The sequence below is a fragment of the Paraclostridium dentum genome (genome assembly GCF_012922555.1).
Lineage (GTDB): Bacteria > Bacillota > Clostridia > Peptostreptococcales > Peptostreptococcaceae > Paraclostridium > Paraclostridium dentum.
Genome location: NZ_WIPK01000108.1, coordinates 1 through 497, shown reverse-complemented (window position 1 = coordinate 497; position 497 = coordinate 1). Strand labels below are relative to the sequence as shown.

The 497-nt window shown below is 54.7% G+C and carries 1 protein-coding gene; it reads left to right on the top strand.

The window, feature by feature from the left end:
• Positions 1–497, top strand: a 497-nt coding sequence (locus tag GFJ41_RS21060) for an eS10 family ribosomal protein (protein ID WP_206001610.1), incomplete at both ends; no start/stop codon positions are given.

Sequence of the window (497 nt, the reverse complement as noted above, 5' to 3'; positions counted from 1 at the left end):
CGGTCTCTCAACAAGCGCAAAGATGTTGATGCCCAAAAAGAATCGCATTGCCATCTACGAGCTCCTTTTTAAAGAGGGCGTGATGGTGGCTAAGAAGGATGTGCATCTGGCCAAGCACCCGGAGCTCGCTGACAAAAACGTGCCCAACCTTCATGTAATGAAGGCCATGCAGTCTCTGAAGTCCTGCGGATATGTCAAGGAGCAGTTTGCATGGCGCCACTTCTACTGGTATTTGACCAACGAGGGCATCCAGTACCTGAGGGATTTCCTGCACCTGCCCCCTGAGATTGTACCTGCAACTCTTCGTCGCCAGACTCGCCCTGAAACCGCCAGGCCCCGCCCCAAGGGTATGGAGGGAGAGAGACCAGCACGTCTGACTCGTGGAGAGGGAGACAGAGATGCCTACAGGAGATCTGCAGCTCAGCCTGGAGCAGACAAAAAGGCTGAAGCAGGTGCAGGAGCAGCTACAGAATTCCAGTTTAGAGGTGGCTTCGGGC